Origin of the sequence: Bradyrhizobium sp. KB893862 SZCCT0404, from assembly GCF_018130885.1 — a bacterium.
Lineage (GTDB): Bacteria > Pseudomonadota > Alphaproteobacteria > Rhizobiales > Xanthobacteraceae > Bradyrhizobium > Bradyrhizobium stylosanthis.
This window is the reverse complement of sequence record NZ_JAFCLT010000009.1, coordinates 349,619-370,302: the sequence shown is the minus strand read 5'-3', so window position 1 is coordinate 370,302 and position 20,684 is coordinate 349,619. Positions and strand designations below refer to the sequence as shown.

Here is a 20,684-nt window from a genome sequence, read left to right as displayed (position 1 = left end):
TGTATCGGGAAGCCAACGGTTGCGGGTCGGACCGGTTCCAGCGGGACCGGCCATTGGCGGGGCGAGAAACACCCGCCGGCCCCCCGGCCTCGCCGCAGGGCTATGGTTTGTGCCCTCCTGGCGGCGAGCTTCGCGCACGCCTCGTCCTTCGAGACGACCGCTTCCTGCAGTCTCCCCAGGATAGGCTAAGCGACACCGGGGGTCCGCAAATTGCAGCCACGCACTCCGGCCTCATCCTGAGGGCCCGCCAAAGGCGGGCGTCTCAAGGATGGCGGCAAGGAAAATGCTCCCGGCCACGCGAGGGGCGGCGCGCTCAAGCGCTCTGCGCGGTTTTCACCACCACGACATTGCTGTCGTCGTGCTGCGGTGCGGTGGCGTCGCGGGCGGCCTTCTCGGCTTCGCCGGCGTGGCGCTTCAAATAATCGCGGCGCATGCCGATCTCGTCACGGACGAATTCGTAGCCGAGCTTGAAGGTGTCGAGCCCGTCGGTACTGATCGTGCCGTCCCTGAGGCCGATGACGGCGCCCCGCAGGATGCCCTCCAGCTCGTCCTGCAGGCACTCCAGCTGGTCGAGCGAATGGGCGTGCTCGATGCGCTCGCCGATGTCGAGGATCGCGGTGGAGAGCTCGCTGGCCTTCTCCGGCGCGATGCGGGTGATCTTGGCGTAGATGGCGGCGAAGATCGAGCCGATGACGCTGAGCGCGGCGGCGCCCAGGTACATCATGTCGCTGTACTTATCCATGAACGACTTGGTGTCGTCGTTGATGTAGTCGGCCGCGCCCTGATGCGCCATCACGAAGGCGTCCTTCTCGACGGAAGCCGGCTCGATTCGGCTGGCGAAGCCGCTGTCGAGCCCGAGGGCGGACTTGTTCTCGTAGATTGTGCGCGCCAGCTCTCCCGCCGTGGTCAACGACATCCTGGATTGCGCGACGAGCAGCCATTCGAGCCCGATCGTCTCGAGATCATCGTCGGGAATTTGAGGCGAGGCCGCCAGCGTTCCTGCCGTCAGCGTCTCGTCGGAAATGCCGGGGAATTTGCGGGCCAGCGCCTTGACCTCGTCGATGGCGTTGAGCGTGAAGCCGCCGCGCCTGGCGGCCTGCTCATAGCCCTTGTCCCGAATCGCTTTCGAGGCGTGGACGACGGCGATCACGGCAGCGAAGCCGTTGGCCGGCGCAAACAGCTTGTCGAGCATTACGCCCTGCGGCGCCATCTGGATCTTCGCGGCGTCGGGACCGTCGGGAATGTCGAGGATGCCGCGGACGAAAGCCAGCGAGGAATCGCTCTCGGCGAGCACGGCGACCTTCTTCTTCTTCAGCTCGGCGAGCGACTTGATCTTCTTGTTGCCGGGACCGAGCAGCAGCACGAGATCGTGCTCGAGGATCGCGAGCGTGCGCGCGCGCAGCGGCACCTTGGCGTCGGTGCGCAGCACGGCGAGGTCGGCCTGCCGGCGGTCGAACAGTGCGAGCGCCTTGGCATTGTCGCCGTTGTTGACGATCTTGATCCGGAAGCGCGAGGCGTTGCTCTTCAGCAGCGCGGCGAGCTTGGCCGCGAACAGCGCCTCGTCGCTGTTGGGAGCGCCGACGGCGAAGGTCAGCGTCTCCGAATTGTGCAGCATGGCGCGGCCGCCCCAGACGGTGGCAAGCGACAGCAGCAGGGTCAGCACGACGTACAGCAGGACCTGTTGCTGGTTTGTCTTGATCACCTTGGGCCGCCGCGGCGGCGGCTCGGCCTGCGATGAATTGGGGCCCTCGGCACTCATGGCAGCACTCTTGGCCTTATTCTTGGGTGGCGGGCCGCTCGCTGGTGCGATCGCGGCAAACGCCCTGTAATTCGTAAACGCCTGAAAAAAGAACGATATTCTCTGCCGACGATGATAGCGCGCCGGCATTGGAATGCAAATTTCGAGCCGGAGGTAACCTTACTCGGTGCTGCGCGGCGATTGGTCATCCTATCACCAGTTAGCCACACTTGGCGATTTTCCGGTTCCCCCCGGCTGCATTCCGTCGCGGGAGATGTCATAAATTAGGCGTCCCGGCGATTTGACCGGTCCAAGAAGAAGTTGCGCTGAACGCTCCAATCTTTCTTGTCACGTCAATGAGGGCGTCAGCTTTGTCGTTTCCACCCATGTCATCGGCGGTTCCGGTTGAAGCGCTCATTGGCTGGATGCTGCTGCTCACCTTCAAGCACATCATCGCGGATTTCGTCCTGCAGACCGCCTGGATGGCGCATGGCAAGGACCAGAAGCACGGCTGGGCTCTGCCGCTGCTGGTGCATTGCCTGGTTCACCTTGCGGTCGCGCTGCCGCTGATCGTGATCGTCGCGCCGAAATTCTGGTTCGTGGCGTTCATCGATTTCGTGATCCACATCACGATCGATCGGGCCAAGGGATTCGTCTCCGCCAATTTCGGCATCGACCTCGCGCATCCCTGGTTCTGGACCCTCATCGGCGTCGACCAGGCGCTGCATCACCTGACCGGCTTCGGCCTCTCCATCTTCATGGCGGCGAACTGAGGCTGGCAGGCGGCGGCAGATTTCGTAGCCGGATGGAGCGCAGCGCAATCCGGGGTCGTGGCGCGCACTGTGACCTTCCCGGATTACGCTGTGCTCCATCCGGCTAGGCAGCTTTCAGCAGAACCAGACCTCATCCTGGGGAGCCCGCCAAAGGCCGGCGTCGCGAAAGAGGGCCGCAACGGCACCTGCCAATCCCCGTTTTCAACCCCACCTGCCGCCCTCTGATTCGCCGCCCACGGGCAAGGACCCCGGGTGACTACCGGGCAGCGTGGTTAACCTTTCGTTAGAGAATTGCGCTGCATCTTCCGCACACGAGGGAGAACTGCAATGTTTTCAAGCCGTGACGCTTTTGAAAGCGATTTCTGCCCGGTTCGTGACGAGCTCCTTGGCGAGATGTATCGCGCCAGCGAGAGCGGACTGCCGAGGTTGGTTGAGAGTGTTTCCCCTGAGGCGCGCGCCCGCCTGGCGTTGTTCTGCTATCGCCGCAGCCATCTGCATTCGCTGGCGGTCGCGATCGCGGCGAGCTGCAGCGAGCGCGACCTGATCGAGAACGGCGGCCGTGTGGGCTCGACGCTCTACGCGCTGTCGCGCGAGAGCTCGACCAAATCGTCGCCGTCGGCGTCGGGAGGCCGCAAGCCGATCACGCTGTCGACCAAGCCGCTCTCGGTGCTGGCTCCGCTCGATGACGAGCTCGACGACGAGATCGGCGAAGCCGTTCCCGCCTAAGCGGCCTCGATCACCGGCAGTCCAAACTTCCGCCGTGCCATCGCGCATTCGGCATCGCCCGGCATGCATGTGCGGCACACCTCCGGCCGCACCTCATAGATGCCGCAGGCGGTCATCTTTCCGATCTCTCCCTGCAGCGCCGCGCAGCGATCGCCCTCGCAGCGCATGCCGGACTGTCGCGCGTTGACGAGCGCTTCGGGGATCGCCGCAAGCTCCTCGTCGCTCTCGATCGAGAAGCGCGGCCAGTTCTCCGAATAGCCGCAGCACGCGCCGCAACTCTGGCAGCAGCTCGACAGGTCGGTGGTGGATGTCTCGTCCATCGTCGCCACGTGTCCTTTCACGTGTCCTTGGGCGGGCCCCAGACCAGGCTCTGCCGCCATCTTGCGCGCAGCACGTCGCGGCGCTCCGGATATCGTTCGTCGAGATAGCTCGCTTCGACCACGCGGTCGGTGCGGAAGCTGCGGAAGTCGCTGCGCAGCTCGCACCAGGCCGCGAGCAGGCGCACCGCTTCGAGATAGCCGACCGAGATCGGCCAGATCATGCGCTCGCTGGCGCGGCCCTGTTCGTCGCGATAGCGCAGCATGATCTTCTTGCCTTCGTGGATCTGGGTGCGCGTGCGCACCATGTCGAGGCGGTCAGGCTCCCTGTTCCAGCTCGGCCGCGCCCGGCTCGCCGGCTCCAGCACGAAGGGGCGCAGGCGCTCGGGCACGGTGTCGGCGATCTTGGCCATCAGGTCCTCGGCCGCGCGCGCCAGCGCCGAATCGGCGTGGCCCGCAACCCATTGCGCGCCCAGCACCGCCGCCTCGATCTCGTCGGGCGTCAGCATCAAAGGCGGCAGGTCGAAACCCTTTTCCAGGATGTAGCCCATGCCGGCCTCGCCGCGGATCGGCACGCGCTGGCCGATCAGCGTCGCGATGTCGCGATAGATCGTGCGCTTCGAGGTCTCGAGCTCGGCCGCGATCGCGTCCGCCGTCAGCGGCTTACGCGTGCGCCGGAGCACCTGGATGATCTGAAACAGCCGGTCGGCGCGTCTCATGACAATTCTCTTATCGGGGGCGTTTCAGGAAACGGCGCGCGGCTGCTGACAGGATGTTGGCAGCAGGGGGGTTCTATACCGGGACAACACATCGACTGAAGAGGATTTGTCCATGATCATTCCCACCCATTTCGGCCCGGCAATTCCGGTGTTGCGGGCGCAGGTGTGGTCCGCCCAAATCTTGCAAGGTCTGGCGTTCTGTCGCCTCGTTTCGCTCGATCTCATGGCCGTCGACCTCCGATTTGCCCTCGCAAGCGTGGTTGCACGCTCGCTGACCCAGGCTGCGGACGCGCTGGTCCGTCACGTCATGGGCCGCGCCTGGCGGGGGGCCCGTTTCGCAGAAGATATCACGGCTGCTGCCACCATGGTGGCAGCAGCCCGTCACTAGGTTCCGTCAACCCGCAGGTTCAGGAGAGCTCGCATGATCACGCTTTACGGCTTTGGCACCGGCTTCGGCCTGCCGGAAATCAGCCCCTTCGTCACCAAGACGGAGGTGCAGCTCAAGATGGCCGGGCTGCCCTACCGGAAGGAGCGCGCGATGCCGCCCGCATCCCCGAAGGGCCAGTTGCCCTTCATCGACGATGGCGGCGAGGCGGTGGCCGATTCCACCTTCATCCGCGCCCATATCGAGCGCCGCTATGGATTCGATTTCGACGCCGGCCTCTCCTTGGCTGAGCGGGCGCAGGCCTGGGCGTTCGAGCGCATGATCGAGCATCACGTCTATTGGGCGCTGGTCGGCGCGCGCTGGGTCGATCCGGTCAATTTCGCCAAGGGCCCCGCGCATTTCTTCGACGGCGCGCCGGAGCATAACCGCGAGAAGCTGCGCGAGGATGCGCAATTCCGTGTCGCCGAGAACTATCTGCTCTCCGGCCTCGGCCGCCATGCCCCCGATGACGACGTCGATCTCGCGGTCCGCTCGCTGTTCGCGCTCTCGGTGCAGCTCGGCGACAAGGCCTATTTGATGGGCAACAAGCCGAGCGGCGTCGATGCCACCGCCTTCGGCGCGCTTGCGGGGATCCTGACGCCGTTCTTCGAGTCAGGACTGCGGCAGCGCGCCGAGGGATTTCCGAACCTCACGGCCTATGTCGATCGCATGATGGACAATTACTATCCGGAGTTCGCCTGGACCCCGCTGCGGCAGGCGGCTTAACGCCGTCGCATCCGCGGGCTCGGTGCAACCTCTCCCGCTTGCGGGAGAGGTCGGCGCGAAGCGCCGGGTGAGGGTTTTCTCCTCTGGGGGGCTGCTTCGGCGAGTCCCAGCGCGGAGACACCCTCTCCCCAACCCTCTCCCGCAAGCGGGAGAGGGAGCATAGCGACGCCGGAGCCGGCTGCACTCTGTCAGCAAAAACAAAAGAGCCGGCCCATCGGGCCGGCGCTCTCGTCGTCTCAAAGCTTTTGTCGCGCCTTACTTCACCAGCGTGTACTTGCCGTTCTTCACGGTGAGCAGGATGCGCGAGCGCTCGTCGAGGCCGTAGCGGTCCTTTTCGGTGAAGTTGTAGACGCCCTGGCTCGCGGCCAGCTCCTTCTCGGACAGCAACGCCTGGCGGATCGCTTCGCGGAATTCCGGCGTGCCCGGCTTGGCCGTCTTCAGCGCGGTCGGGATGATGCGCTTGAGGATCTCGAAGGCGTCGTAGGAGTGACCGGCGAACTGGCTGCGGCTGTTCGGGCCGTACTTGGCTTCATAGGCCGAGTTCAGCGCGAGGCCCGGCTTCTTGGTGGCGGCTTCGTCCGGCTGGTCCTCGGGATCCATGACGGGGCCGGAAGCCATCAGCACGCCTTCCGCCGCTTTGCCGGCGATGCGGATGAAGTCCATGCTGGCGGCGCCGTGGGTCTGGTAGATCAGGCCCTGATAGCCGCGCTCGCGCAACTCGGTCTGCGGCAGCGCGGCCGCGGTGCCGGAGGCGCCGACCAGGATCGCGTCGGGATTGGCGGCGACGAGCTTGAGCACCTGACCGGTCACCGAGGTGTCGGGACGGGCGAAACGCTCCTCGTCGACGATGGTCATGCCCATCGGCACGGCCTGCGCCTTGAGGTCGTTGAACCAGAGGTCGCCGTAGGAGTCGGAATAGCCGATATAGCCGAGGGTCTTCACGCCCTTGGACTTCATGTGATCGTACAGCACCTTGCCGACGATCGGGATCGGCTGCGGCATCGCCACCGACCACTTCATGCGCTCCGGCGTGATCGGGAAGGGGGCGAGGCCGAAATGCGGGATGCCGGCTTCGTTGGCGACGTTGGAGACCGCGATGGTCGGCGGCGTCAGCGCCGAGCCCATGATGATGTCGGCCTTGGATTCCGTCACGAAGCGGCGGGCGTTGGTGGTCGCGGTGGTGGGATCGCCGCCGTCGTCGAGCACGATCACCTTCAGCGGCACGCCGCCGATCTCCTTCGGCACGAATTCCAGCGCGTTGCGCTCGGGAATGCCGAGGGCCGCGCCCGGGCCGGTCGTGGTGGTGGTGATGCCGATGGTGATTTCGCTGGTCTGGGCCAGCGCGGGCAGCGCCGGCAGGGCGAGCGTCGCCGCGGCAATGGCGGCGGTCAGGTAAAAGCGTTTCATCTATTATTCCTCCCTTGACGTGTTTCCTTGAAAGCAGAAATCGGGGGGTAATTCAGCCCCCTCTTTTGGTGATGCGGCGATTTAGCTTCCCGTGAATTTGGCGACCATTTCCGCAGGAAACGGTGCCGATTTCAGCTTGTCGGGGTTGGCGGGATCGCGGCCGACCAGGACGCGGGTCTCGAACCCCTCGATGGCCAACGCCTCGCCCTTGTAGACGTTGTGCTTCACCTCGAAGCTCGAACGCTTGATGCTTTCGATCTTCGTCTCGATGGTGATCCAGTCGCCATAGGTCGAGGGGATGTAGAACTTGGACCGCGTGTCGACCATGGGGATGCCGACCAGTCCGTATTTGCGGACCAGGTCCTGCTTGGAGAAGCCGGCGACCTCGAACAGCGTCGAGGTCGAATCGTCGAACATCGCGAAATAGCGCGGGTAGTAGACGATGTTGGCGGGGTCGCAGTCGCCCCACTGGATCTGGACCTCGCGCCGGTTCACGAACATGTGTCGCGCGTCCTTATTTCGGCGCCATGCGGAGCGAGCCGTCGAGACGCACGACTTCGCCGTTCAGATAGGCGTTCTCGACCATGTGCAGCGCGAGCGATGCGAACTCGTCGGCCTGGCCCAGCCGGCGCGGGAAGGGGATCGCGGCGGCAAGCGAGTCCTGCGCTTCCTGCGGCAGGTTCGCCAGCAGCGGCGTCAGGAACAGGCCGGGCGCAATCGTCAGCACGCGGACGCCGAACTGGGCGAGCTCGCGCGCGATCGGCAGCGTCATGCCGACGATGCCGCCCTTGGAGGCCGAATAGGCGGACTGGCCGATCTGGCCGTCATAGGCGGCGACTGATGCCGTGTTGATGATGACGCCGCGCTCGCCGGTCGCCTGCGGCTCGAGCTTGGACATCTCGGTCGCGGCAAGGCGCAGCACGTTGAACGTGCCGATCAGGTTGACCTTGATCACCTTGTCGAAATCGGCGAGCGCCATCGGGCCGTCGCGGCCGACGACGCGCTTCGCAACGCCGATGCCGGCGCAGTTGACCAGCACGCGCGCCGGGCCATGGGCCTTGGTCGCCTGCGCGATCGCGGCTTCAGCCGAGGCCGCGTCGGAGACGTCGCAGGTCACGGCCACGCCCTTGATCTCGGCGGCAACGGTTTCCGCAAGCTTGGCGTTGAGGTCGCAGACCGCGACCTTGGCGCCCTGCGCCGCCAGTTTCCGTGCAGTGGCCGCGCCCAGTCCCGATGCGCCGCCGGTGACGATGGCTGCCTGATCCTTCAACAACATGGCGTTCTCCTTTGGCGATGATTTCTTAGCCGACCGATATCACACGGTCCGACGGATTGGCAGCGTAGAGCTCGTCGATCAATGCGGTGCGATGTTCCAGCACCGCGCGCTGGTTGATCGAGCCCTTGTCGGTGACCTCGCCCTTGTCGATCGACAGCGGCGTATCCATCAGGATCGCGCGCGTGATCCGGGTCGAGGAGCCCGTGGCCTGGCCGAGGAAGCGGGTCAGGCGCTCGCGGAAAGCCTCGCGCACCAGCCGGTCGCGCGTGGCGACGACGAGATCGTCCGCCGGCAGCGTCGGGTTGATGAGGCGGCAGCCGTCGAGGTCGAGCACGACCAGCGCCGAGACCTCGTCGCGGTTGATGCCGGCGATGACGACGTCGCGCACCAGCGGCGCGCAGGCCGCGGTGAGGCGCGCGCGCAGCGGGCCGACGCTGACCCAGGTGCCGCTGGCGAGCTTGAAGTCCTCGCTGACGCGGCCGTCGAAATCGAAGCCGGCGTTGAAATCGTCGGGGTCGGACGGCTTCAGCGCGTCGCCCATCTTGTAGAATCCTTCCTCGTCGAAGGATTTTGCGGTGATGTCCGCCTGGCGCCAGTAGCCGGGCATCACGTTCGGCCCCTTGGCGCGCACTTCCAGCTTGCCGTTGTTCGGAACGAGCTTGGCGTCGTTGCCGGAGACGGGCAGGCCGACATGGCCGGACCGGCTGGTGCGCGGATTGACCGACATGAAGAACGGCGCGGTCTCGGTCGCGCCGAGGCCGGTCAGCATCGGCACGCGATAGCCTTTTTCCTTCACCGCGAGCTCGTCGAGGCTGTCCCAGACGAACGGCGACAGCGCCGCGCCCGAGAAGAACATCGCATGCAGCCGGTCGAAGAACTTTGCGCGCAGGCCCTGGTCGTCGCGCAAATATGGCAGCAGCGATTCATAGCCCTTCGGCACGTTGAAATAGACCGTTGGCGAAATCTCCTGGAGATTGCGCACGGTCTCCTCGATGCCGCCGGGCACTGGCTTGCCCGCGTCCAGATACATCGAGCCGCCGTTGTAGAGCGTCAGGCCGATATTGTGGTTGCCGCCGAAGGTGTGATTCCACGGCAGCCAGTCGATGATGACGGGCGGCTCGTCCTTGAGGAAGGCGAGCGTCTCGCGCAGCATGACCTGGTTGGCGCAGATCATGCGCTGGGTGTTGATGACCGCCTTGGGATTGCCGGTCGAGCCCGAGGTCAGCAGGAATTTCGCGATGGTGTCGGGGCCGATCTTGCCATGCACCGCGTCGAGATCGTCGCGGATCGGCGCCGCCATGAGGTCGGCGAGCAGGGTGACGTCGCGGCCCGGCACGCTGCCGTAGGACGCGGCGATCTCGGTGCCGAGCGAGACGTTGGCCGCGAGCGCGTCGGCGAACTTGTCGGCGTCCTCGGCGAAGACGAGCCCCGGCGTCAGCAGCTTCATCAGGTAGGAGAGCTTGCCGTAATCCTTCGACACCAGCGAATAGGCCGGCGACACCGGGCAGAACGGAACGCCGGCATAGAACGCACCGAACGCCAGCAGCGCGTGGTCGATCGAATTGCCGGAGAGGATCACGACCGGCCGCTCTGCCGACAGGCCGCGCGCGATCAGGCTCGATGCGATGTGCCGGCTCGCGGTGAGCAGCTCGGCATAGGTGATCTTGCGCCAGCCGCGGCCGCCTTCGCGCTCGGCCATGAAGATTCGGTCCGGCGTCGTCGTCGCCCAGTGATGCAGGCGGTCGGTGATGCGGACGGGATAGTCGCCGAGCGGCTGTTTCGGCCGCAAATAGATCGTGCCGTCGTCGCGGCGCTCGATGTTGACGACGGGATCGCCGAACGAAATGGGCCGCAGCGGGAAAGTGCTCGCGCCGCGCTCCATGCTGGAAGAGGACGGCTGCGCGCTCATGACTTGGGCTTCACCTTCGCGGTCTTGTGTTCGAGGAATTCGCGGATCCGGCGCTTGGCCTCTTTGTCGCTCTGCGCGACGGTCGCCATCAGTGATTCCATCAGCAGACCCGCCTGGGGGTTGGCTTCCGCGATCATCGGCAGCGCCTGGAGCACGGCGAAATTCGTCAGCGGCGCGTTGGAGGCGACCTTGGTCGCGAGCTCCAGCGCCTTGCCGAGCCCGTTGCCGGCCTCCGTGACATATTGCGCGAAGCCGTAGGAGGCGCCTTCGGTCGCGCTGTAGACGCGCCCCGTCAGCATCATGTCCATCATCCGCGCAACGCCGATCAGCCGCGGCAGCCGCACCGAGCCGCCGCCGCCGACGAAGATGCCGCGCTGCCCCTCCGGCAGCGCGAAATAGGTCGAGGGTTCGGCGACGCGGATATGCGCGGCACAGGCGAGCTCCAGCCCGCCGCCGATCACGGCGCCCCTGAGCGCGGCGATCACGGGCACGCGGCTGTACTGGATACGGTCGAACACGCGATGCCACATCTGCGAATGCAGCAGGCCGCCGGTGGCGTCATGATCGGTCAGCTCGGAGAGGTCGAGGCCGCTGGAAAAATGGTCGCCGATGCCGTGGATGACGACCGCGCCGATGTCTTCAGGCAGGTTGGCGAAGCACTCGCCGATTTCCAGGATGATGCCGTCATTGAGCGCATTGCGCTTGGCCGGCCGGTTCAGACCCACGGTCAGAACCCGGTCCGCCCTCTCGATCCGGAGTAGCCCGGAGGCGCCCGCGTCAGCGGTCTCGGCGTTTCCCTGTGTCATTTGCGTCCTTATCAGAATAGTTATGTTGTATAACGAATTTTGGGGGAGTCAAGGTGGATGCCGAGACAGTTGGGCGGGAGGGGGGCTCCAAAGAGGGCGTCGTCCCGGCGAAGGCCGGGACCCATACCCCAGGGAGCAGTTCGGCGAAGACTCATGGTTCGGTACTCCGACCGCCCATCAATCGATCGATCACGCGGTATGGGTCCCGGCCTCCGCCGGGACGACGGCGGAGGTAGTGCTTCACACCACCTGATGCACGTCGATCACCACGCGGTCGGCATGCCGCGCGGCCGAGCCGACAAAGATGTGCTCCATCAGCCAGCGGTACTTCTCATGCCCCGTCTCGAACTTCGGCACGGTGCGGAAGTAGATCAGCTTGGGATCGACCGGCTCGCCGCGCTTGAGCTTCTGCAGTAGCTCGACCGGGCCGAAACGCATGCCCTTGTTCTCGACATAGACGATTGCGCCGTCGTCGGTCTCGAAGGCGTACTTCGCTTCGAGGTCGATCAGCTCGTTGGGGCGGATGGTCTGGAAGTCGGCGCCGAACGGCAGCACCTTGCCCGATATCGCGCCCGTCACCTCGCCGCCGACGATCGGAATGATGCGGCGGATCCCGATGCCGGTCTCGCCGGCGGTGACGACGTCGCCGATGCGCGCAGTGATGGTGAAGGCGTATTTGGTTTCGAGCGTCGGTGTGGTCATCGCTTCACCTCTAATGCGCCATCATCCGCGTCGGCAGCCAGGTCGCCAGCAGCGGGAAGGCGATCAGGATCACCAAGCGCACCAGGTCCGTCGCCACGAACGGGATCACGCCCTTGAAGATCGTGGAGAAGGAAACATCCTTCACCACACTTTTGATGACAAAGACGTTCATGCCGACAGGCGGATGGATCAGGCCGAGCTCGACCGTCATGACGATGATGACGCCGAACCAGATCGGGTCGAAGCCGAGATGCATGATCACGGGGAAGATGATCGGCACGGTCAGGATGATCATCGCCATGGCGTCCATCAGGCAGCCGAGCACGAGATACATCACCATGATCAGCGCCAGCACGCCGTAGGGCCCGAGGCCGAGGCCGGTCAAAAATTCCGTCACCTTCTGCGGCGTCTGCGTCACCGTGAGAAAGTAGCCGAAGATCAGCGCGCCGATCAGCACGGTGAAGACGGCGGCCGCGGTGCGGGTCGCCTGCAGCAGCGAGGCCAGAATCTTCTCGCGGTCGAGCCGTCCCGTGACCACGCCGATGATGAAGGCGCCGGTGGCGCCGACGCCGCCGGCTTCGGTCGGCGTGAAGCGCGGCAGGAAGGGCAGGCCGTAAAGGCCGCCGATCACGAACACGAACAGCAGCACCGGGGCCCAGATCTCTTTCAGGCCCGCAAAGCGCTCGCGCCACGGCAGCACCTTGCCCTTGGGCAGAAAATCAGGGCGGAAATAGCCGATCAGGCCGATGGTGATCATGTACATGGTCATCGCCAGCAGGCCCGGGATGATGCCGGCGATGAAGAGCTTGCCGATGTCCTGCTCGGTGATGATGCCGTAGACCGCGAGCACCGTGGAGGGCGGCAGCATCGCGCCGAGCGTGCCGCCCGCCGCGATCACGCCGGTGGCGAACGACTGCGGATAGCCGAAGCGGCGCATCTCGGGATAGGCGACGGCGGAGAAGGTCGCAGCGGTCGCGACCGACGAGCCGCAGATCGCGGCGAAGCCGCCGCAGGCGCCGACGGTGGCGATGCCGAGCCCGCCGCGCAAATGCCCGACGAAGCCGTTGGCCGCGCGGAACAGCTCGCGGCTCATGCCGGAATTGGACACGAACGATCCCATCAGCAGGAACATCGGGATCACGCCGAAGGTGTAGTCGGTGACCGTGCGCATCGAGGTCTGGCCGACCAGCTTCAGCGCGGCCGTCCCGTTGACGAGATAGGCGAAACCGGACACGCCGACGAGGCCCATGGCCATGCCGACGGGCACGCGCAGCAGCATCAGGGCGAAGAGGGAAATGAAGCCGATAACGGCGACGGCATCGGTGCTCATGACTACTCCGTCGCCTTCAGCTTGGGGTCGTGCATTTCTTCAGGATGGAAGATCAATCGGTAGGTCCGGATCGCGATCAGCAGCACGGCCGAGACGTCGCCGATCCAGGCGATCGCGAAGAACGGCCAGGTCGGCATGTGCATGTCGAAGGTCTGGACGTTGTCGTTGTAGGTGCCGCGCACCTTGTCGAACAGGGTCCAGGTCTGCACCGTCACGACGAACAGCAGCACCAGCGTCGCGAACACGTCGATCCAGCGCTGGTAGCGCGGTCCGACATTGCCCCAGACGAGGTCGACCGTGATGTGGGTGCCGCGATAGGAGGTCGCCGCGATGCCCCAGAAGATCAGGATGCCGAGCAGCATGCGGCCGATGTCGAAGCTGTCGGGGATCGAATAGTTCAGCGTGTTGCGCAGCAGCACCGACAGGAAGATGTCGAGCGCGACGATGCCGACGAAGCCGGCCGCGATCCATTCGATGGCATCGATAAAGCGGTCCATCCAGCCGCGCTTCATGGGAGGTGTCGCGTCGTGTGCTGTCATCATTCGATCTCGATTCCGGCGGCGGCTCGCCTCTCCCCGCGCGCGGGGAGAGGTCGCATCGCATCGAAGAGGCGATGCGGGTGAGGGGGGACTCTCCGCGAGTCCATTAGTCACCATCTTTGCGGAAGCAGCCCCTCACCCCAACCCTCGCCCCGTAAGGACGGGGAGAAGGAGGAGGAAGGACCGATCGCGTCGCGGCCTTACTCCGCCAGCGCGTTGTACTTCTTCAGCGACGCCTTGAGGTCCGCCAGCGCGGCGTCCGGATCGGCGCCGGCCTTCTTGGCGCCATCGCCCCAGGTCTTCACCAGCGGCTCGGCGGCCTTCTTCCAGGCTGCGGTCTGCTCGGGCGTCAGCTTGTAGACCTCGTGACTGGTTTCCGCCTTCACCTTGTCGATGCCGGCGTCCTCGAACTTGCCCCAGTGCTCGCCCACCACGCCCGCCATCTCGACCGAGCAGTTCTTGTCGATCGCGGCCTTCTGCTTGTCGGACATCGCGTTGTACTTGTCCTTGTTGATCACGAACACGAAGGTCGTGGTGTAGAGCGGCGCCTCCATGTCGTACTTGGTCACCTTGTCGATGCCGAACAGCACCAGCGAGCCCCAGGGGAAGGTGACGCCGTCGGCGACGCCGCGCTCGATGATGTCGCGCACTTCAGGCGCGGACGACTGCACGTTGGTGCCGCCGAGCGAGGTGACGAAGTTCGCCATGGTGGCGTGCGCCGGGCGGATCTTCAGGCCCTTCACGTCCTCGGGCGTCACGATCTTCTTGGTCTTGGAGTGGAAGGAGGAGGGCGAGTGGACGAAGGCGAGGCAGTACTTGACGTCCTTCATCTCCTTCTCGGCATATTTGCGGTACCAGGCGTCCAGCCCCATCGAGCCGCCCTTGGCATCCGAGATCAGGAAGGGCAATTCGCCGGCGCCGATGATCGGGAAACGGCCGGGCTGGTAGCCGGGATTGACGTAGGTGACGTCGGCGATGCCGTCGCGCGCCATATCATAGTGATCGAACGCCTTGCCGAGCTGCTGGGCCGGAAACACCTTGCCCGTGATGGTGCCGCCGGAATCCTTGTTCACCGCGGCGACCCAGTCCTCCAGGGACTTCTGCAGCGGGTGCGAGGCCGGCACCCAGTGCGACACCTTCAGGTCGACGGTCTTGTCCTGCGCCAACGCAGGGCTCACGCTTGCTGCCAGCAGCAAAGCCAGACAGGCCTTTCTCATCACGCGTCTCTCCCTCTTTTCAAAGCCGGCTTCGATGGCCTGGCCTCATTATTTAACATGTTATATAATTGGCCGGCGCGTTCAAGCCGGAACTGGCGCGACATCTACGTCAGCCGTGTTGCATGGATTTGTCGCCGCCAGGGCGGCCAGCCTCCCCTTTTGCCCAACGATTATATGATATAATTATCGTCTGCGGATCGACGCGACAAGCGCGACCGCGCCGCACTCTACAAAATCGGGAGGAGCAAGTATTGCGGACAAAAGTCGCAATCATCGGGGCCGGTCCGGCCGGATTGTTGCTTGGGCAACTGCTGCACGCCTATGGCATCGACAACGTGATCCTGGAGCGGCAGAGCCCGGATTACGTGCTCGGCCGCATCCGCGCCGGCCTGCTCGAGGAAGGAACCGTCGCGCTGCTGGACCAGATCGGCGCCGGCGCGCGGGCGCATGCCGAAGGCCTGGTGCATGAGGGCATCGAGCTTGCCTTTTCCGGCCGCCGCCATCGCATCGACATGAAGGCCGCCACCGGCAAGACGGTGACGATCTACGGCCAGACCGAGGTCACGCTCGACCTGATGAATGCGCGCAAGGCCGCAGGCCTCGTGTCGGTCTACGAAGCCAAGGACGTGCAGCCGCTGGACTTCGACGGCAGTCACCCGCGCGTAACCTATGTGAAGGACGGCGTCACCCATACGCTCGATTGCGATTTCATCGCCGGCTGCGACGGCTTTCACGGTGTCAGCCGCGCCAGCGTTCCGGCCACGGCCATCGAGGAGTTCGAGCGGGTCTATCCGTTCGGCTGGCTCGGCATTCTCTCCGAGACGCCGCCGGTCAGCCACGAGCTGATCTATTCCAACCACGCGAGAGGCTTTGCGCTCTGCACCATGCGCTCGATGAAGCGCAGCCGCTACTATGTGCAGTGTTCGCTCGACGACCATGTCGACCAGTGGCCGGACGACCGCTTCTGGGACGAGCTGAAAAGCCGGCTCGACCAGGAGGCCGCCGACAGCCTCGTCACGGGCCCCTCGATCGAGAAGAGCATCGCGCCGCTGCGCAGCTTCGTCGCCGAGCCGATGCGCTTCGGCAAACTGTTCCTGTGCGGCGATGCCGCCCACATCGTGCCGCCGACCGGCGCCAAGGGCCTGAACCTCGCCGCCAGCGACGCGCATTATCTGTCGAGCGCGCTGCGCGAATTCTACGATGAGAAGTCGAGTGCCGGGATCGATGCTTACTCGGCCAAGGCGCTGGCGCGGGTCTGGAAAGCCGTGCGCTTCTCCTGGTGGATGACCTCGATGCTGCACAAATTCCCCGACACCGGCACCATCGGCGCGCGCATCCAGCTCGCCGAGCTCGACTACGTCACGCAGTCGCAAGCCGCGATGACGTCGCTGTCGGAGAATTACGTGGGCTTGCCGTTCTAGGGCGACGAAGTTGGTGCCGTAGTGTGGGGCAGGCTGTCATCACCCGCGAAGGCGGGTGATCCAGTACGCCGCAGCGGCTCGATTCCAGCCGCGCCGTCTCGGAGTACTGGATGCCCCGCCTTCGCGGGGCATGACAGTTGTCGTGCGGCGACAGCCCCACCCATTTCAAACACCCGCGCAAATCCCGTTTAAAACTTTGTAGGCGGTGAAACTGTCATCCACATCGCGTTCAATGCTGCCAACACGGCAACGCGAGATCATCATGACCGGCACCGACATCCCCGACGGCTTCGAGCCGCTGTTCCGCAAGAGCCCGCTCACCGAGCCCTGGGAGCCGCTCTACGCAAAGAAGACCGAGAAGGCCGTCGTCATCGGCTTGCGATTGGCCAAGCCGCACACCAATGGCCGGGGCCTGATCCATGGCGGCCTCATCGCGGCGCTCGCCGACAATGCCATGGGCTATAGCTGCGCGCAGGCGACGGATTGGACGACGTCGTTCGTGACGGTCTCGCTCACGGTCGATTTCGCCGGCTCCGCCGAGATCGGCCAGTGGTGCTCGATCGAGAGCGACGTGATCAAGACCGGCAAGACGATCTGCTTCGCGCAGTGCCTGGTGAAAGCCGACGACGCCGTGATCGCGCGGGCCAGCGGAACGTTCCGGGTGGTGCCGAAGAAGGGGTAGCCTCGCGCGCTCTCTCCGTGTCCCGGACGCGCTGCAGCGTGCAACGCTGGCGCACAGAGCCGGGACCCATGTCTCGACAGGATGCTGTGTCGCCTCTAGGCCCCGGCTCTGCATCGCATCACTGCGTGCTGCGATGCGTCCGGGGCACGAGACCTACCCAAACCGCCACTCCGCCGTCTCCACCACCAGATCGATGAACGCGCGCACCTTCGCCGACAGCAGGCGCGAAGTCGGGTAGACGATGTGGATCGGCAGCGCCGGCTGCTCGTATTTTGCGAGCACGATCTTCAGGCGCCCGCGCTTCAGCCCCTCGGCGGCCTGATAGGCCAGCACGCGGGTCACGCCGCCGCCAGCCTCGGCATATTGCAGGGCGGCGTCGGCGCTGTTGCTGGCGAAGCGCGGGTTCGGCGTCACCTCGATGTCACGGCCGTCCTGCACGAAGCGCCAGATCGTGGAGGGGCCGAACGCGATGGTCTGATGCGCGAGCAAGTCCTCCGGCGTCTTCGGCTCGCCATGGCGTTTCAGATAACCGGGCGTGGCGACAACGATCCGCCGCATCTCGCCGATCTGGCGCGCCACCAGCGAGGAATCGGCGAGATGGCCGATCCGCACAGCGGCATCGACGGCGTCTTCCACGAGATTGACGAGGTTGTCCGACAGCCTGAGCTCGGCGGTAACCTCGGGATAGCGCTTCAAATACGCCGTCATGACCGGCGCGACATGCAGGCGGCCGAAGCCGAGCGGCGCCGACACGACCAGCCGCCCGCTCGGCCGGTTGCGCTCCTCGCGGGCGGAGCCGTCGGCCTCCTCGACATCGGCGAGGATGCGCCGCGCGCGCTCCAGATAGCGCGTGCCGACGTCGGTGAGCGCCACCTGCCGCGTGGTCCGCTGCAGCAGCCGGGCGCCGAGATGCTCCTCCAGCGCCGCGATCATCCGCGTCACCGCCGAGGGTGACAGGCGCAGCTTTCGCGCTGCCGGCGCAAAGCCGCGCAGATCGGCGACGGTGATGAAGACGTGCATGGCGTCCAGGCGATCCATGGCCATTATTGCATATATTGCAACGATGAAGTGTCAAGCCGCTCGATTGTTTTAGCAGCGGAAAGGTCCAGATTAGGGGTCGAAAGACGCAGCAATGCGCCGGAATCCAGGAGATGTTCCGATGACGGCAACCCACACCTACGCCAGCGACGTCGCCTTCTCGCCGGCGGTGAAATCGATCCAGACCCGAAAGGGATCGCGTGAAGGCTATGCCCAGGCCGAGCAGCGGGGATGGCGCACCGAGGTCGACGAGAACCTCGCCGCGTTCCTGGCCGACGCCAACAGCTTCTACTTTGCGACGGCCTCGGCCGACGGCCAGCCCTACATCCAGCACCGCGGCGGCCCGAAGGGTTTTCTCAAGGTGTTGGACAAGCAGACGCTGGCCTTCACCGACTACGCCGGCAACAGGCAATACATCACGCAAGGAAACCTGTCGGAGAACCCCAAGGCCTACATCTTCGTCATGGACTACGCCCACCGCCGCCGGGTGAAGATCTGGGGCGAGGCGCGCGTGGTCGAGGACGACGAGGCGCTGACGACCTCGCTGATGCCGAAGGGTTACCGCGCCCGGCCCGAGCAGGTGATCCTGTTCAAGATCGCGGCCTGGGACACCAATTGCCCGCAGCACATCCCGCAGAAGTTCGACGCGCCTGATGTGGCCGCCGCGCTGGCGGCGCGGGACCAGCGGATCGCGGAACTGGAAGCGGAGGTCGCGGCGTTGAAGAATGAGAAGACGGCGGGCTGACTTTGAGTCCGCGCGTCTGATGCAATCTGCTTTCTGGCAGAGGGTGGCTTGCCGTCGGCGGTGAAGCACCTGCCGGCGGGACAATCGGTGGGTCAGCGCGTCGCGAACATGGCGGAAAGCATCAGCCACTCGCTCGCTCGAACTTGATCAGACTGAACGGGCCGATGCTGGTGGTTCCCGTGAACGCGAAGCCTGCCGGGATGACGAGCCTGCGATACTCATCTTCGGTACGCTCTCGACCCCCGGGTCCACGAAGCATGTTGAGGTCGCTCATCACGCAGGAACGGTCCTGGGGGTCCATCGTGGCGTGCTCCGGCATGATCCGCTCGATGACGATCAGCGTCCCGCCGGGCGGCAGCGCGTCCCGGCAATTGCGCAGAATGACGGCACAGCGGTCGTCATTCCAATTGTGAATGATGCTCTTCATCATGATGGTGTCGGCGCCATCAGGGATCTTCTCGAAGAAACTGCCGGCGACGAACCTGCAACGGTCGGTGATGCCAAGCCGGTCGAAATGTGCGTGCGCGTCCGCCTCGCAGCGCGCGAGATCGAAGGCGATGCCCTTGACATGAGGGATGCGCTGGAGCACGCCGCCGATCAACTCCCCGGTGCCGCCGCCGACATCCATCACGACACGCGAAGCCGCGAAATCATGGGCTGCAACGATCCTTGGAACGATGGTCCGCGTGAGGTTGACCATTGCAGCGTTGAACCGGCGCGTCCATTCCGTCGCCTGGCCTGTCGCGGCATAGCGGTCGTCACCGTCACCGCGAAGCTGCGTTGCGGTTCTTCCGGTGCGAACCGATTCGACCAATCCGCTCCAGGATTGCGCGAGCATCTCGCCCTCGAAAAGAACCCAGTCTTTAAAGGATGGCTCTGCTGCCGCGTCGAGTTGACGACCGAGATCGGTCATGGCGAACCGGTCCCCTCCAAGCTGCTTGCAGAGGCCGAGCGTTGTCAGGCCGACAAGCAGTCTGCGCAGCGCTCCCTCGTCGGCGGACACGAGCCGAGCGAGTTCGGCCACCGATTTCTCGCTATCGCCGATAGCCTCCGCGAGATCGAGCTTCGCGGCCGCATAGATCACAGCGGTGATGCGATGGGATTGCACGAGATCATGCACGGATGCTTGCCAGCTCATGTGTTTCCCTCTGTCTGTGCCGAATTCAATCGGCTGGAACGAACCCCGTTTCTTGCACGATCGCCTTCCACCGGTCGGATTCGGATGCGATCAGTTGGACGAAATCCCCCATGGCGATCGTCTGGGGATCGACGGCGAGCTTTTCCATGCCAGCCCTGACCTCGTTGGTGGACAAGGCCGCCTGGATCGCGGCATTGAGCTTTGCAACGATCGAGGGCGCCGTCTTCGCTGGAACGAAGAAGCCGAACCATGTGAGATCCTCGAGCGCCGGGTATCCGACTTCCCTCACCGTCGGCACCGCCGGAGCGAACTGGCTGCGGCGCGGCCCCGTCGTTGCCAGCGCGCGTAGATCGCCGGATTGGACCAGTCCAAGCGAGCTACCGATCGGCATCAGGGCTGCCGCGATCACACCCTTGGCTAGATCGTAAATCGCCCCGACACCCTGATAGGGCACGTGAAGAAATTCGAAGCCGGCGCTGCGGCCGAGCATCATGCCGAGAAAATGCAGCGTGGTTCCGACGCCCGGCGTGCCGTAGGTGGCGAGTTGCGGATTGGCCCGGCACCAGGCGACAAAGTCTGCAACCGTCCTGACGTCGGTGGGCACTTTCGGCCCCACGGTCAGAAAGGCGGGCGCCGAGCCTACCGTCGACACCGGCGTGAAATCGCGCGGCTGGTATCTCAGCGCCTTGTAGATGTGCGGAAACAACATCATGAAGCCGAGCGGTGCGAACAACATGACGGACCCGTCGGGCTCGGCGGTCTTTACCGCCTCCACTGCGATGCGTCCGGCTGCGCCGGGCCGGCTCTCGACCACGATGGTCGCCGCATAGCCGCCCATCTGGTCGGCCAGCAGCCGCGCCATCGCGTCGAGCAGCCCCGGCGTGCTGGTTGTCAGGATATGCAAGGTTCTTGGCTGCGCAAGCGCCGGCGTCGCGCCATAAGTGGCGGAGATCGCGAAACCAGCCGACGCGGTCAATATGTCGCGGCGTGTGATCATCACCTGTCTCCTCGAGCGATCCGGCGTTTCCACGCGGGTTCTACCTTCGGTTTT

The 20,684-nt window shown here is 65.0% G+C and carries 22 protein-coding genes; 7 read left to right on the top strand and 15 right to left on the bottom strand.

Annotated elements, in window-relative coordinates; genetic code table 11:
* Nucleotides 1-313: 313 nt before the first annotated feature.
* Nucleotides 314-1,759, bottom strand: coding sequence for a TAXI family TRAP transporter solute-binding subunit (locus JQ617_RS31555; RefSeq protein ID WP_212029703.1), 1,446 nt, complete (start codon nt 1,757-1,759; stop codon nt 314-316).
* A gap of 404 nt (nt 1,760-2,163) precedes the next feature.
* Between JQ617_RS31555 and JQ617_RS31550 the strand changes: the two genes are divergently transcribed.
* On the top strand, nt 2,164-2,511 hold the full coding sequence (locus JQ617_RS31550) for a DUF3307 domain-containing protein (RefSeq protein ID WP_212029762.1): 348 nt from the start codon (nt 2,164-2,166) through the stop codon (nt 2,509-2,511).
* Nucleotides 2,512-2,838: 327 nt separating this feature from the next.
* Entirely contained in the window at nt 2,839-3,237 is a 399-nt protein-coding gene (locus tag JQ617_RS31545) for a hypothetical protein (RefSeq protein WP_063686780.1), read from the top strand.
* Here JQ617_RS31545 and JQ617_RS31540 read toward each other — a convergent pair.
* Nucleotides 3,234-3,557 carry a YkgJ family cysteine cluster protein gene (locus JQ617_RS31540; RefSeq protein ID WP_212029702.1) on the bottom strand — a complete coding sequence of 108 codons (324 nt, stop codon included), beginning with the start codon at nt 3,555-3,557 and terminating at the stop codon, nt 3,234-3,236. The two genes, JQ617_RS31545 and JQ617_RS31540, sit on opposite strands and share 4 nt — an antisense overlap.
* Before the next feature lie 17 nt (nt 3,558-3,574).
* Nucleotides 3,575-4,273: a helix-turn-helix transcriptional regulator gene (locus JQ617_RS31535; protein ID WP_063686784.1), complete on the bottom strand. Its 699-nt coding sequence runs from the start codon at nt 4,271-4,273 to the stop codon at nt 3,575-3,577.
* A gap of 112 nt (nt 4,274-4,385) precedes the next feature.
* On the opposite strand from JQ617_RS31535, the gene JQ617_RS31530 reads away from it, so the two are divergent.
* Together JQ617_RS31530 and JQ617_RS31525 are read left to right on the top strand one after the other, a co-directional pair.
* Nucleotides 4,386-4,661, top strand: a complete 276-nt coding sequence (locus JQ617_RS31530) for a hypothetical protein (protein ID WP_212029701.1) — start codon at nt 4,386-4,388, stop codon at nt 4,659-4,661.
* Nucleotides 4,662-4,694: 33 nt separating this feature from the next.
* Complete coding sequence (locus JQ617_RS31525) at nt 4,695-5,423, top strand: glutathione S-transferase family protein (protein WP_063686788.1); 729 nt, start codon at nt 4,695-4,697, stop codon at nt 5,421-5,423.
* Between the two features lie 255 nt (nt 5,424-5,678).
* Here JQ617_RS31525 and JQ617_RS31520 read toward each other — a convergent pair whose 3' ends face one another.
* The 9 genes from JQ617_RS31520 to JQ617_RS31480 all read right to left on the bottom strand — a co-directional run bounded on the left by JQ617_RS31520 (nt 5,679) and on the right by JQ617_RS31480 (nt 14,609).
* Nucleotides 5,679-6,830, bottom strand: coding sequence for an ABC transporter substrate-binding protein (locus JQ617_RS31520; RefSeq protein ID WP_212029700.1), 1,152 nt, complete (start codon nt 6,828-6,830; stop codon nt 5,679-5,681).
* Between the two features lie 81 nt (nt 6,831-6,911).
* Nucleotides 6,912-7,331: an acyl-CoA thioesterase gene (locus JQ617_RS31515; RefSeq protein ID WP_063686792.1), complete on the bottom strand. Its 420-nt coding sequence runs from the start codon at nt 7,329-7,331 to the stop codon at nt 6,912-6,914.
* Nucleotides 7,332-7,344: 13 nt separating this feature from the next.
* Nucleotides 7,345-8,106 (bottom strand): SDR family NAD(P)-dependent oxidoreductase, encoded by a 762-nt coding sequence (locus tag JQ617_RS31510; RefSeq protein ID WP_212029699.1) that lies wholly within the window; start codon nt 8,104-8,106, stop codon nt 7,345-7,347.
* Nucleotides 8,107-8,131: 25 nt separating this feature from the next.
* On the bottom strand, nt 8,132-10,015 hold the full coding sequence (locus tag JQ617_RS31505) for a feruloyl-CoA synthase (RefSeq protein WP_212029698.1): 1,884 nt from the start codon (nt 10,013-10,015) through the stop codon (nt 8,132-8,134).
* Complete coding sequence (locus JQ617_RS31500; protein ID WP_212029697.1) at nt 10,012-10,821, bottom strand: crotonase/enoyl-CoA hydratase family protein; 810 nt, start codon at nt 10,819-10,821, stop codon at nt 10,012-10,014. The genes JQ617_RS31505 and JQ617_RS31500 overlap by 4 nt, the downstream gene beginning before the upstream one ends.
* A gap of 240 nt (nt 10,822-11,061) precedes the next feature.
* The gene (locus JQ617_RS31495; protein ID WP_212029696.1) at nt 11,062-11,523 is read right to left on the bottom strand and encodes a DUF3237 domain-containing protein; all 462 of its coding nucleotides are present in this window, start codon (nt 11,521-11,523) and stop codon (nt 11,062-11,064) included.
* A gap of 10 nt (nt 11,524-11,533) precedes the next feature.
* A complete protein-coding gene (locus JQ617_RS31490; protein WP_212029695.1) occupies nt 11,534-12,853 on the bottom strand; it encodes a TRAP transporter large permease in 1,320 nt (439 codons plus the stop codon).
* A gap of 2 nt (nt 12,854-12,855) precedes the next feature.
* Nucleotides 12,856-13,365, bottom strand: a complete 510-nt coding sequence (locus JQ617_RS31485; protein WP_145658097.1) for a TRAP transporter small permease — start codon at nt 13,363-13,365, stop codon at nt 12,856-12,858.
* 227 nt (nt 13,366-13,592) lie between these two features.
* Complete coding sequence (locus JQ617_RS31480; protein WP_212029694.1) at nt 13,593-14,609, bottom strand: TRAP transporter substrate-binding protein; 1,017 nt, start codon at nt 14,607-14,609, stop codon at nt 13,593-13,595.
* Nucleotides 14,610-14,860: 251 nt separating this feature from the next.
* Here JQ617_RS31480 and pobA point away from each other — a divergent pair, with 251 nt between their 5' ends.
* Nucleotides 14,861-16,030: a 4-hydroxybenzoate 3-monooxygenase gene (gene pobA, locus JQ617_RS31475; protein WP_212029693.1), complete on the top strand. Its 1,170-nt coding sequence runs from the start codon at nt 14,861-14,863 to the stop codon at nt 16,028-16,030.
* Between the two features lie 262 nt (nt 16,031-16,292).
* Nucleotides 16,293-16,712, top strand: a complete 420-nt coding sequence (locus JQ617_RS31470) for a PaaI family thioesterase (protein ID WP_212029692.1) — start codon at nt 16,293-16,295, stop codon at nt 16,710-16,712.
* A gap of 153 nt (nt 16,713-16,865) precedes the next feature.
* Here the strand turns inward: JQ617_RS31470 and JQ617_RS31465 are convergent, their stop codons facing one another.
* A complete protein-coding gene (locus JQ617_RS31465) occupies nt 16,866-17,750 on the bottom strand; it encodes a LysR family transcriptional regulator (RefSeq protein ID WP_212029691.1) in 885 nt (294 codons plus the stop codon).
* 121 nt (nt 17,751-17,871) lie between these two features.
* On the opposite strand from JQ617_RS31465, the gene JQ617_RS31460 reads away from it, so the two are divergent.
* Nucleotides 17,872-18,495 (top strand): pyridoxamine 5'-phosphate oxidase family protein, encoded by a 624-nt coding sequence (locus tag JQ617_RS31460; protein ID WP_212029690.1) that lies wholly within the window; start codon nt 17,872-17,874, stop codon nt 18,493-18,495.
* Nucleotides 18,496-18,616: 121 nt separating this feature from the next.
* Here JQ617_RS31460 and JQ617_RS31455 read toward each other — a convergent pair whose 3' ends face one another.
* Together JQ617_RS31455 and JQ617_RS31450 are read right to left on the bottom strand one after the other, a co-directional pair.
* Complete coding sequence (locus JQ617_RS31455; protein ID WP_212029689.1) at nt 18,617-19,633, bottom strand: methyltransferase; 1,017 nt, start codon at nt 19,631-19,633, stop codon at nt 18,617-18,619.
* Nucleotides 19,634-19,658: 25 nt separating this feature from the next.
* Complete coding sequence (locus tag JQ617_RS31450) at nt 19,659-20,630, bottom strand: Bug family tripartite tricarboxylate transporter substrate binding protein (protein ID WP_212029688.1); 972 nt, start codon at nt 20,628-20,630, stop codon at nt 19,659-19,661.
* Between the last annotated feature and the right edge of the window lie 54 nt (nt 20,631-20,684).

Excerpts from the sequence above, each read along its gene's own strand:
- JQ617_RS31555 (WP_212029703.1), bottom strand. The coding sequence starts at position 1,759 with ATGAGTGCCGAGGGCCCCAATTCATCGCAGGCCGAGCCGCCGCCGCGG.
- JQ617_RS31550 (WP_212029762.1), top strand. The coding sequence starts at position 2,164 with ATGCTGCTGCTCACCTTCAAGCACATCATCGCGGATTTCGTCCTGCAG.
- JQ617_RS31545 (WP_063686780.1), top strand. The coding sequence starts at position 2,839 with ATGTTTTCAAGCCGTGACGCTTTTGAAAGCGATTTCTGCCCGGTTCGT.
- JQ617_RS31540 (WP_212029702.1), bottom strand. The coding sequence starts at position 3,557 with ATGGACGAGACATCCACCACCGACCTGTCGAGCTGCTGCCAGAGTTGC.
- JQ617_RS31535 (WP_063686784.1), bottom strand. The coding sequence starts at position 4,273 with ATGAGACGCGCCGACCGGCTGTTTCAGATCATCCAGGTGCTCCGGCGC.
- JQ617_RS31530 (WP_212029701.1), top strand. The coding sequence starts at position 4,386 with ATGATCATTCCCACCCATTTCGGCCCGGCAATTCCGGTGTTGCGGGCG.
- JQ617_RS31525 (WP_063686788.1), top strand. The coding sequence starts at position 4,695 with ATGATCACGCTTTACGGCTTTGGCACCGGCTTCGGCCTGCCGGAAATC.
- JQ617_RS31520 (WP_212029700.1), bottom strand. The coding sequence starts at position 6,830 with ATGAAACGCTTTTACCTGACCGCCGCCATTGCCGCGGCGACGCTCGCC.
- JQ617_RS31515 (WP_063686792.1), bottom strand. The coding sequence starts at position 7,331 with ATGTTCGTGAACCGGCGCGAGGTCCAGATCCAGTGGGGCGACTGCGAC.
- JQ617_RS31510 (WP_212029699.1), bottom strand. The coding sequence starts at position 8,106 with ATGTTGTTGAAGGATCAGGCAGCCATCGTCACCGGCGGCGCATCGGGA.
- JQ617_RS31505 (WP_212029698.1), bottom strand. The coding sequence starts at position 10,015 with ATGAGCGCGCAGCCGTCCTCTTCCAGCATGGAGCGCGGCGCGAGCACT.
- JQ617_RS31500 (WP_212029697.1), bottom strand. The coding sequence starts at position 10,821 with ATGACACAGGGAAACGCCGAGACCGCTGACGCGGGCGCCTCCGGGCTA.
- JQ617_RS31495 (WP_212029696.1), bottom strand. The coding sequence starts at position 11,523 with ATGACCACACCGACGCTCGAAACCAAATACGCCTTCACCATCACTGCG.
- JQ617_RS31490 (WP_212029695.1), bottom strand. The coding sequence starts at position 12,853 with ATGAGCACCGATGCCGTCGCCGTTATCGGCTTCATTTCCCTCTTCGCC.
- JQ617_RS31485 (WP_145658097.1), bottom strand. The coding sequence starts at position 13,365 with ATGAAGCGCGGCTGGATGGACCGCTTTATCGATGCCATCGAATGGATC.
- JQ617_RS31480 (WP_212029694.1), bottom strand. The coding sequence starts at position 14,609 with ATGAGAAAGGCCTGTCTGGCTTTGCTGCTGGCAGCAAGCGTGAGCCCT.
- JQ617_RS31470 (WP_212029692.1), top strand. The coding sequence starts at position 16,293 with ATGACCGGCACCGACATCCCCGACGGCTTCGAGCCGCTGTTCCGCAAG.
- JQ617_RS31465 (WP_212029691.1), bottom strand. The coding sequence starts at position 17,750 with ATGGATCGCCTGGACGCCATGCACGTCTTCATCACCGTCGCCGATCTG.
- JQ617_RS31460 (WP_212029690.1), top strand. The coding sequence starts at position 17,872 with ATGACGGCAACCCACACCTACGCCAGCGACGTCGCCTTCTCGCCGGCG.
- JQ617_RS31455 (WP_212029689.1), bottom strand. The coding sequence starts at position 19,633 with ATGAGCTGGCAAGCATCCGTGCATGATCTCGTGCAATCCCATCGCATC.
- JQ617_RS31450 (WP_212029688.1), bottom strand. The coding sequence starts at position 20,630 with ATGATCACACGCCGCGACATATTGACCGCGTCGGCTGGTTTCGCGATC.